Origin of the sequence: Streptomyces sodiiphilus (assembly GCF_039529215.1) — a bacterium.
Lineage (GTDB): Bacteria > Actinomycetota > Actinomycetes > Streptomycetales > Streptomycetaceae > Streptomyces > Streptomyces sodiiphilus.
In genome coordinates, this window is record NZ_BAAAMJ010000038.1 from 91,755 (window position 1) to 100,974 (window position 9,220).

Annotated in this window: 13 protein-coding genes and 1 tRNA gene; 11 read left to right on the forward strand and 3 right to left on the reverse strand. The window is 72.5% G+C overall.

The window, feature by feature from the left end; all coding sequences use genetic code 11:
• Positions 1-177 precede the first annotated feature (177 nt).
• Positions 178-474, forward strand: coding sequence for a type II toxin-antitoxin system VapB family antitoxin (locus ABD299_RS18230; protein ID WP_344263702.1), 297 nt, complete (start codon positions 178-180; stop codon positions 472-474).
• Positions 475-573: 99 nt separating this feature from the next.
• A complete protein-coding gene (locus ABD299_RS18235) occupies positions 574-1,248 on the forward strand; it encodes a LytR C-terminal domain-containing protein (protein WP_344263703.1) in 675 nt (224 codons plus the stop codon).
• An 8-nt stretch (positions 1,249-1,256) separates the two neighbouring features.
• Here the strand turns inward: ABD299_RS18235 and upp are convergent, their stop codons facing one another.
• Positions 1,257-1,889 carry a uracil phosphoribosyltransferase gene (gene upp / locus ABD299_RS18240; RefSeq protein WP_344263704.1) on the reverse strand — a complete coding sequence of 211 codons (633 nt, stop codon included), beginning with the start codon at positions 1,887-1,889 and terminating at the stop codon, positions 1,257-1,259.
• Positions 1,890-1,995: 106 nt separating this feature from the next.
• On the opposite strand from upp, the gene ABD299_RS18245 reads away from it, so the two are divergent.
• The 4 genes from ABD299_RS18245 to ABD299_RS18260 all read left to right on the forward strand — a co-directional run bounded on the left by ABD299_RS18245 (position 1,996) and on the right by ABD299_RS18260 (position 3,483).
• The gene (locus ABD299_RS18245; RefSeq protein ID WP_344263706.1) at positions 1,996-2,166 is read left to right on the forward strand and encodes a hypothetical protein; all 171 of its coding nucleotides are present in this window, start codon (positions 1,996-1,998) and stop codon (positions 2,164-2,166) included.
• 81 nt (positions 2,167-2,247) lie between these two features.
• Entirely contained in the window at positions 2,248-2,772 is a 525-nt protein-coding gene (locus tag ABD299_RS18250) for a tRNA adenosine deaminase-associated protein (protein ID WP_344263708.1), read from the forward strand.
• Between the two features lie 62 nt (positions 2,773-2,834).
• Positions 2,835-3,341 carry a tRNA adenosine(34) deaminase TadA gene (gene tadA / locus ABD299_RS18255; RefSeq protein ID WP_344263710.1) on the forward strand — a complete coding sequence of 169 codons (507 nt, stop codon included), beginning with the start codon at positions 2,835-2,837 and terminating at the stop codon, positions 3,339-3,341.
• A 55-nt stretch (positions 3,342-3,396) separates the two neighbouring features.
• A tRNA-Ser gene (locus tag ABD299_RS18260) sits at positions 3,397-3,483 on the forward strand.
• 185 nt (positions 3,484-3,668) lie between these two features.
• Here the strand turns inward: ABD299_RS18260 and ABD299_RS18265 are convergent.
• Positions 3,669-4,913 (reverse strand): cation:proton antiporter domain-containing protein, encoded by a 1,245-nt coding sequence (locus ABD299_RS18265; RefSeq protein ID WP_344263712.1) that lies wholly within the window; start codon positions 4,911-4,913, stop codon positions 3,669-3,671.
• 202 nt (positions 4,914-5,115) lie between these two features.
• On the opposite strand from ABD299_RS18265, the gene ABD299_RS18270 reads away from it, so the two are divergent.
• The 3 genes from ABD299_RS18270 to ABD299_RS18280 all read left to right on the forward strand — a co-directional run bounded on the left by ABD299_RS18270 (position 5,116) and on the right by ABD299_RS18280 (position 7,307).
• On the forward strand, positions 5,116-5,280 hold the full coding sequence (locus ABD299_RS18270) for a hypothetical protein (RefSeq protein ID WP_344263714.1): 165 nt from the start codon (positions 5,116-5,118) through the stop codon (positions 5,278-5,280).
• Between the two features lie 142 nt (positions 5,281-5,422).
• Positions 5,423-6,241, forward strand: coding sequence for an RNA polymerase sigma factor SigF (locus ABD299_RS18275; protein ID WP_344263716.1), 819 nt, complete (start codon positions 5,423-5,425; stop codon positions 6,239-6,241).
• Positions 6,242-6,440: 199 nt separating this feature from the next.
• Complete coding sequence (locus ABD299_RS18280; RefSeq protein WP_344263718.1) at positions 6,441-7,307, forward strand: RNA polymerase sigma factor SigF; 867 nt, start codon at positions 6,441-6,443, stop codon at positions 7,305-7,307.
• Between the two features lie 55 nt (positions 7,308-7,362).
• Here the strand turns inward: ABD299_RS18280 and ABD299_RS18285 are convergent, their stop codons facing one another.
• Positions 7,363-7,566, reverse strand: a complete 204-nt coding sequence (locus ABD299_RS18285; protein WP_344263720.1) for a hypothetical protein — start codon at positions 7,564-7,566, stop codon at positions 7,363-7,365.
• 219 nt (positions 7,567-7,785) lie between these two features.
• Between ABD299_RS18285 and ABD299_RS18290 the strand changes: the two genes are divergently transcribed.
• Positions 7,786-8,508 carry a Crp/Fnr family transcriptional regulator gene (locus ABD299_RS18290; RefSeq protein WP_344263722.1) on the forward strand — a complete coding sequence of 241 codons (723 nt, stop codon included), beginning with the start codon at positions 7,786-7,788 and terminating at the stop codon, positions 8,506-8,508.
• Between the two features lie 121 nt (positions 8,509-8,629).
• On the forward strand, positions 8,630-9,220 hold a 591-nt coding region (locus tag ABD299_RS18295; protein ID WP_486388915.1), incomplete at its 3' end, for a nucleotidyl cyclase domain-containing protein.

Sequence of the window (9,220 nt, forward strand, 5' to 3'; positions counted from 1 at the left end):
CAGTGATCCGGCGCGGCGCCCGCGCGGCGTACGCGCCCCCCGGCGCCGCCCCGCGCGGGATGGTGCGCGGGCCGCCGGCGGGCGGCGCTCCCCCCGAAGCCGCAATGCGGCAGAAGTCCTCTTCACTCCGGTATGCGCAAGCTGCGCCCGTACCCCTTCCCCCGGTAGGCTCGGCCTGTGATCTTCAAGCGCATTGGGAACGGGCGGCCGTATCCGGAGCATGGCCGGGACAGCACCCGGCAATGGGCCGATGTCGCACCACGCCCGGTGCGGCTGGACCAGCTCGTCACCACCAAGGGCCAGCTCGACCTGGAGACCCTCCTCGCGGAGGACTCCACCTTCTACGGCGACCTCTTCGCCCACGTGGTGAAGTGGCGGGGCGACCTCTACCTGGAGGACGGCCTGCACCGGGCGGTCCGGGCCGCGCTCCAGCAGCGCCAGGTGCTCCACGCCCGGGTCCTGGAGCTGGACTGACGCCGGATCCGCGGGGCGATTGCCCCGTTCGGGGCCAGACCCGGCATTTCAGCTGATCATTGAGTAGGCATCCGCCGGGCGCGACATTACGCTGCGGCCATGAGCATGCTGACGCCTCCCGGCCTGAGCGGGAAGAAGTACCGCATCACGGGTGACCGCTACCCGCGTATGCGACGCCCGCGCCGCCGCAGGGCCGTGCTCGCCGTCGCCGCGGCCGCCGCCGGACTCGGCCTGCTCGGCTTCGGCACCCTCCAGCTCGTCGACATCTTCTCCGGCAACGCCGAACCCGTCGCCGAGGCCCGGGAGAAGGACGACGAGGAATGCGCGCCCGGTGCCCGAGCCGCCTCCGGTGAGGACGCCGGCGGAAGCACCGCGGGAGCCACCGCACCGGCCGTGCTCCCCGAGCCGGAGGCCATCACCGTCAACGTCTACAACGCCACGCGGCTCCCGGGCCTGGCCCGGGACACCGCCGAGGCCCTCGAGGAACGCGGCTTCGTGATCGGCGAGGTGGACAACGCGCCCGAGGAACTGCAGGACGGCGTGGACGGCACCGGGCTGCTGCTGGCCACCGAGGAGGGCCGGGAGTCGGGCGCCCTGGCGGTGCTCGGGGCCCATCTGGCCGGCACCGAGACCGGCCTGGCCACCGGCCGCGAAGGCCCGGAGATCGACCTGGTGCTGGGCAACGAGTTCGAGGAACTCGCCGACGCCGAGGCGGCCGGCGAGCGGCTCGCCCTGCTGGTCACCGCCGCCGCGGAACCCCCCTCCCGCTGCTGAACCGCCCCTCAGACCGTCCCGTACATGCGGTCACCGGCGTCGCCCAGGCCCGGCACGATGAAGCCGTCGTCGTTGAGCCGCTCGTCGACGGCCGCCGTCACCACCGTGACCGGCGCCCCCGCCAGCTCGCTCTCCATGCGCTCCACACCCTCCGGCGCGGCCAGCAGGCACAGCGCGGTGACGTCGTCCGCCCCGCGGGCTATCAGCTCCTTGATGGCGGCCACCAGCGTGCCGCCGGTGGCCAGCATCGGGTCCAGGACGTAGACCTGCCGGCCCGACAGGTCCTCCGGCATGCGGTTGGCGTACGTCGACGCCTGCAGCGTCTGCTCGTCGCGGATCATGCCGAGGAACCCGACCTCGGCGGTCGGCAGCAGCCGGGTCATGCCGTCGAGCATCCCCAGGCCCGCGCGGATGATCGGCACCACCAGCGGCCGCGGGTGGGACAGCCGCACGCCCGTGGTGGCGGTGACCGGGGTGGTGATGTCCACCTGGTCGGTGCGGACGTCGCGGGTGGCCTCGTAGGCCAGCAGCGTGACCAGTTCGTCGGCCAGCCGGCGGAAGGTCGGGGAGTCGGTGCGCTCGTCGCGCAGCGTGGTCAGCTTGTGCGCCACCAGGGGGTGGTCGACGACATGGGTCCGCATGCCCTCGACAGTAGCGAACGCCGGCGGCGCACTGGACTCCGGCGGCCACCGGGTGGACACTCCGAAGAAGGTGGCCGACCTGAGGAGACGGAGGAGGGGAGGTTCGATGCCACGCCCCGGACACCCCGAGACACCCGACCCCGAACGGCGGCGGCGCCGGGCGGCCTTCCTGCGCGAACTGCACGAGGCCAAGGCCCTCCAGGACCGCGTCAGGCCGCGGCGGGCCCGCACCGCGCGACTCCGCCGGGAGCAGCGCATGCGGACATTCCGCTGGTGAACAACTGCCGCGTTACCCGACAGCGCCCGCCTTTTCTGCCACGATGCCAGTGGCACTGCCGAACCGAGTGGGGAGAGTCAGGTGTACTTCACCGCACTGCTCGCGCGGACCGATGACGGTTGGGAAGCGAGCGACACAGAGCTCGACGACGTGGAAAGCCTCGACGAGCTGGCCGAGCTTGCCCGTGAGGCAGGCTCGGAGGACGAGCCCGTGCTCGTCTGCATCGAGCAGGAAGGCGCCTGGTTCGGCATCGTCCGCGTGGAGGGCGAGGACGATCCGAGGGTCTACGTATCCGACGCGGCCCGCGCGATGCGCAGCGCCTACGGTGAGATCCTGCTCACCGACGAGCTGCTGGGCCGTGAACCGGAGGACCCGCAGGCGCTGGAAGCACTGGTGGACCTGGACGGCACCGAGGACGGTGCCGTCGGGGACGACGACGAGCCGGACGGCCCGGAGTCCGTGCCGCCCGGCCCGCTGGGGGACGCCGGTCTGCTGGCGGACCTCGGCATCGACGCGGGCTTCGTGCTGAAGCTCACGGCCGACGACGCGCTGGGCGAGATCGCCGACGCCCTGGGCTGCGCCGAGTTCCTGGAGGCGGTCAGGTGACGCGGCGCTGAGCGCGGCGCCGCGAGGGCGGCGCGCCGGGAGAATCGTTCATCAGGCCGTCCATGACAACAGAGCAACGGGGTGAGGGTGCCGGGGTGAGCGATCCACTGCGCGATCCCTGGCGGCCCGCGATGCGCCTGGCCCTGGCGGAGGCCGAGCGGGCCCCGGCGACCGGGGACGTCCCGGTCGGCGCGGTCGTGCTCGGCCCCGGCGGGCCCGGCGGCGAACCGCTGGGCCGCGGCCGCAACGAACGCGAGGCCACCGGCGACCCGACCGCGCACGCCGAGGTGCTGGCGCTGCGGGAGGCCGCGGCCCGGCTCGGCAGCTGGCGGCTGGCGGGCTGCACCCTGGTCGTCACGCTCGAACCGTGCACCATGTGCGCGGGCGCGATCGTGCTGTCCCGGGTCGACCGGGTGGTCTACGGCGCCCTCGATCCGAAGGCGGGCGCCGCGGGTTCGGTGTGGGACGCGCTGCGCGACCGGCGGCTCAACCACCGTCCCGAGGTCATCACCTCGGTGCTGGCCGACGAGTGCGGGGCGCTGCTGACCGGCTTCTTCCGCGACCGCTGAGTCCGCACGCGATCCGGATTTCGGGCACCGGGCACGGTGGGCTAGGATTCCTCTCGGTAGCGTGTCCGAGCGGCCGAAGGAGCTCGCCTCGAAAGCGAGTGTGGGGGCAACTCCACCGTGGGTTCAAATCCCACCGCTACCGCTGCGATATGTCTCAGGACATCGGAATGGTCCCGGACCCACGAATGGGTCCGGGGCCCTTCTTGTTGTGGTGGCACGGGGCGCACAGGGGGTTCCGGGCCCTGTGGCGCCAAGGAGGCCGCGCTTTGGGGGGCCCGGTTGCCCCGTCACCGGGCGCGGGCGGGTGACCGGTGGGGTGAGGGGGCGTCAGGACGGCTTGTGGGGGGTGGTGTCCGTGGTCCGCTCGCGGGTGCGTTCGGCCGCCCGGCGGTAGAGGGCGAGGGCGGGGGGCGCGGAGAGGGCGTGCACCAGGGTGCTGGCGGCGACGACCATCGTGCCGGCGGGCAGCACCACCGGGTCGAGGTCGAGCCGGTCGGCCTCCAGGGTGAGGTAGAAGACCGCGGAGACCCCGATCGGCCCGAACCACCCCAGGTAGCAGGCGTCGCGCCACTTCAGGGCCAGCGGGCGGCGCAGCAGCAGGAGGACGGGCAGGCGGCGCAGCAGGAGCACGCCGAGGACCAGGGCCGGGCCGCGCCAGCCCAGCTCCGCCCACTGGGACCACGGCAGGACGGCGCCCAGGACGACGAACAGCGGGAGGACCAGGAAGCCGTTGACCGCCTCGTCGATCTTGTTGTCGTCGGCGCGCTCCTCGCCGGTGCTCGTCGCGTTGAAGGCGATGCCGCTGAGGAAGACGGCCAGGATGCCGTCGACGCGGAGCAGTTCCGCCGCGCCGAGGACGAAGAGCGCCAGCAGCAGGCTGAACAGGAGGACCGGGCCGGGGGTGACGGCGTCCCGGTCCGCGCCCCGGCGCAGCACCGACCCGCCGAGCAGACCCGTCGCCGCGCCCAGGGCGATGGCGCCGAGGATCTGCCACAGGGACTCCAGCAGGACGCCGCCGGCGGTGGCGGTACCGGCGACCGCCACGGCGATGAGGACCAGGGGCATGGCGAGGCCGTCGTTGGCCCCGGACTCCAGGGAGAGCAGCCGGCGGGTCCGTGCGGACACCGACCGCTCCGCGGGTTCTCCGGAAGCCACGCCGGAGGCGAGCACCGGGTCGGTGGGGCACAGCGCCGTGCCGATCAGCGCCGCCACCCCGAGTCCGGCCCCGAGGGCGAGGGCCGCCACCGCGGTGGTGCTGAGGGCCATCACGGGCATCGCCACCGCGAGGAGGAGCAGCACCGGTCCGGTCACGGTCCGCAGCTCGTGGAAGGGGTAGCGCAGGGCCACCGCCATCACCGAGATGGCCAGCAGGATCCGGGAGAGATCGTGCAGCTCGCGGTGCGACTCGGCCAGGGAGGGCAGGTCGAGGACGCCGAGCGCGACGGGTCCCAGGGCGATGCCGGTGAGCAGGCCGAGCAGCGGTCCGGAGACCGGCGAGCGCTGGATCCAGCCGGAGAACACGGCGACCACCAGGGCGAGGGCGCCCACGGTGGTGAGCAAAGTGTCCAGCATGCCCGGATGTGTGCCCGGTGGACCGCCGCGCACACTCCGCCGACCGGTGGGTCGGCGGAGGGGGCTGCGGGCGCGGCGGACCCGTACGCGGGCCGGCAGGGCGTGCGACGGGTCTCACACCACCGAGCCCGCGCCCGCGCGCGCCTGCTGGGTACACTCGCCCGACCGCCCCAGCAGCCGGTGGGCAACGGAGGCAGACACGATGGCGTACGCGAAGCGGATCGCGCTCTATCTGCTGCTCGTCCTGGCCCTGTACGCGATCATCGCCCATCCGGTGCGATCCGGCGAGTTCGTTCAGCTTGTCTTCGAGGCCGTCTCCGGTGCCGCGCACAGCACCGGCCGGTTCCTGGCGGGCCTGCTTCCCTGAGGCCGTCCCCCGCACGGGGGCCGCGGCAGCGTCCCACCACACATCAACACGGCGTTACCTGGTGCTTGCACACGGTGGTGATGTCTTGTGATGCTATGACCGCTCTTGGCAGGGAGTGCACCGTACAAGGGATGGTCGGCAGATGACAGCCACTCGGACCCTCCCCCAGACCCCGTCTGGGGACGCCCCTTCGCGCCGGGGCGCGGAGGCGAGGGCGCTCACCCAGGCGCTGTTCGAAGAGCTCGCCGGCCTGGAACCGGGCACGGCCGAGCACGGCCGGATCCGCGGGGCGCTGATCGAGGCCAACCTCGCCCTGGTCCGGTACGTGGCGATGCGCTTCCGCAGCCGCAACGAGCCGATGGAGGACGTGGTGCAGGTCGGCACCATCGGCCTGATCCACGCCATCGACCGGTTCGACATCTCCCGCGGGGTGCAGTTCCCGACCTTCGCCATGCCGACGATCATCGGTGAGATCCGCCGGTACTTCCGGGACAACGTGCGCACCGTCCACGTCCCGCGCCGGCTGCACGAGACCTGGGTGCAGGTGCACAGCGCGACCGAGGACCTGACCGTCGCCCTCGGGCGGACCCCCACCACCGCCGAGATCGCCGACCGGCTGCAGATCGCCGAGGAAGAGGTGCTGGCGAGCGTGGAGGCGGGCCGGGCCTACCGGGTCTCCTCCCTGGAGGCGGCCCAGGAGCGCGACGACACCATGCCGGGGCTGATCGACCGGATCGGCTACGAGGACCCCGAACTGGCGAGCGTGGAGCACCGGGAGCTGGTGCGCCACCTGCTGGTGCAGCTCCCCGAGCGCGAGCAGCGGATCCTGATGCTGCGGTATTACCGCAACCTGACCCAGTCACAGATCAGCGCGGAGCTGGGGGTCTCCCAGATGCACATCTCCCGGCTGCTGTCCCGGAGTTTCGCCCGGCTGCGTTCCGCGAACACGATCGACGCGTAACCCGGAGGGGGACACCGCCACGGGAACTCCCGCGGCGACTCTGCCGTTTTATCGACATGACGCTACATCGTGTTGATGACGTGTGACATTCTGCTAGAACCGCGTTTGGCGCGGCGGCAGCTCCGGTATTGACGAGACGGCGCAGTTTTCTCGACCGGAGGGCGCCGCCGCGACCCGTCCACAACCTCAAGGGGGTGGCATGTCCGTAGAACTGGGCAGCTCCAAGGTGCTCACCACGAGCGGCACGCCGCACGTTCCCGCTCCGCAGGTTCCCTCTCAGAACGGCCCCGCGGAGTCCGACAACCTCGACACCCGCACTCTCTCCCGGTCCCTGTTCCAGCGGCTGGCCACGCTCGACCCGGACAGTCCCGAGCACGGCTACGTCCGGGACACCCTGATCGAGCTCAACCTGCCGCTCGTCCGCTACGCCGCGGCCCGCTTCCGCAGCCGTAACGAGCCGATGGAGGACATCGTCCAGGTCGGCACGATCGGCCTGATCAAGGCCATCGACCGCTTCGACTGCGAACGCGGGGTGGAGTTCCCCACCTTCGCGATGCCGACCGTGGTCGGGGAGATCAAGCGGTTCTTCCGCGACACCTCCTGGTCCGTCAGGGTCCCGCGCCGGCTCCAGGAGCTGCGGCTGGCCCTGACCAAGGCGAGCGACGAACTGTCCCAGCGGCTCGACCGCTCCCCCACCGTTCCCGAGCTGGCCGCCTGCCTCGGCGTCTCCGAGGAGGAGGTCGTCGACGGCCTCGCCGTCGGCAACGCCTACACCGCCAGCTCCCTGGACTCCCCCTCCCTGGAGGAGGACGGCGGCGAGGGTTCCCTCGCGGACCGCCTCGGCTACGAGGACGTCGCGCTGGAGGGCGTGGAGTACCGCGAATCGCTCAAGCCGCTGCTGGCCAGGCTTCCGGCCCGCGAGCGGCGGATCATCATGCTGCGTTTCTTCGGGAACATGACGCAGTCGCAGATCGGCGAGGAGGTCGGCATCTCCCAGATGCACGTCTCCCGGCTGCTCACCCGCACCCTCGCCCAGCTTCGCGAGGGCCTCACCAGCGAGGAGTGACGCCTCCCGGACCGGCGGCCGGCCGCCGGTCCGGGCAGACACCGAAAAGCGCGGATCAGCTGAACGCCAGCCAGGCCACCACGGCCAGAGCCGTGATCCCCAGCGCGACGCCGATGATCACCCCGATCCTGGGACCTGCGGAGGCGGACCGGTCGGCACGCCGCTCCGGGGCCTCCTCGTCGACGAAAGCGCGGAACATCTGAGTGCTGCCTGCGGGGTCGTGCTGCGGGCCCTGCGGCGCCTGGGGGTTGTGAGCCATGTCTGGTGACCTTAGCGAATGCCCCGGCCGGCCTCACAGCCCGAGTGCACCACTTTGGCCATCCCTCCCGCCGGCGTGACGACCGCCCCGGGCCTCCCCCTCGCGCCCGCGCGCCCGCCGGGGCGGACACCTCCTCCCCTTCCCCCTTACCTGCCGCGCTATTTCCGCTACCGTGTGTGGCTCCCCGCCCCCGGCGGGCGGGAGGATCGGGGGTCGGTCATGGAGGAGAACACACGGGTGGGGCAGAGCAGGCCGTCGTTCCACGACCGGGTTCCGTACCTGGGGCGGCTGGAGGACAAGGACCGCGACGCGCTGCTGGGGCTGGGCCGGGTGGTGCGCTACCCGGCGCGCCACCACGTCATCAGCGAGTACGAGCCCTCGACGCACGTGCTGCTGATCCGCCGCGGACGGATGAAGGTCACCACGTCCGCGGCCAACGGCTACGTCGTCCTGCTGGCACTGCGGCGGCCCGGGGACATCGTCGGCGAGTCCGCGGCGCTCTCCGGGCTGTGCCGGTCGGCGACCGTGACCACCCTGGAGGAGGCGGAGTGCGTGGCTGTCGGCCGGGAGAGTTTCCTGTCCTTCCTCGACACGCACCCGGCCGCGCACACCCGGCTCAGCGGACTGCTCGCCGAACGCGTCCGGGCCGGTGACCAGCGCGCGCTGGAGTCCGCCGCCCTGTCGGTGCGGGAGCGGCTGGCGGTCCTGCTGCTGGAGCTGGCCCGCCGGCACAGCCGGCCGACCGACGACGGCGTGATGCTGACCGTTCCCCTCAGCAAACAGGAACTCGCCGGCTCCGTCGGAGCGTCACGCGAGGCGATCAGCCGGCTGCTGGCGGAGCTCAGGGACCGCGGCGTCGTCCGGACCGGCCGCCGCTCGCTGGAGGTGCTGAGGGAGGACGTGCTGCGCCAGCTGAGCTCGGGGGGCGCCACCCGGTCGTGACGGCCGCGGAGACGTTCTGTGCCATCGGTCACTGTTCCTGTGCGGCAGCGGTCCTCGTGCCCGGACGGGAGCCGGGACGAAGCTGGTCCGGCAGCACAGCACCGAACGCCGAGGGGCCGTCATGCCAGAACCCGTGCACCGCACATTCCTGCTCACCGACATCGAGAACTCGGGCGCCGCGGACGATGTCGTGCGCGCCGTGCGGCGCAATCAGATGTACGAGACGGTCCAGAGCACGCTGGAGGCTGCCGGTGTCCCGCACACCGACCAGCGGCTGGAGGACCGCGGGGACGGCGTCATGGCACTCATCGCCCCCGGCGTGCCGAAGACGGCGCTGCTGCGGGCGCTGCTGACCGAGGTACCGGCACGCCTGCACGGTTACAACCGTGTCGCGGCGGGCAGCGCCCAGGTGCGGCTGCGGATCGTGCTGGCGGCGGGCGAGGTGACACTGCACGCCCGGCCGGGCACCCCCGAGGGCGCGCTCGGCGCGGACCTCGACCGGGCCTTCCGTCTCCTGGACAGCGAGCCGCTGAGGGAAGCCCTGCGGCAGAGCACTCAGGACGCGGTGCTGTGTGTCTCCGAAGCCGTCCACGAGGGCGTGGTGCGGCACGACTATCCCGGCATCCCGGTGAGTTCCTTCCACCCCCTCACCGTGCGGGCGAAGGAGGGGCCGCTGCGCGCCTGGGTGCACGGCGCCCGGGCCGCGGGCGGG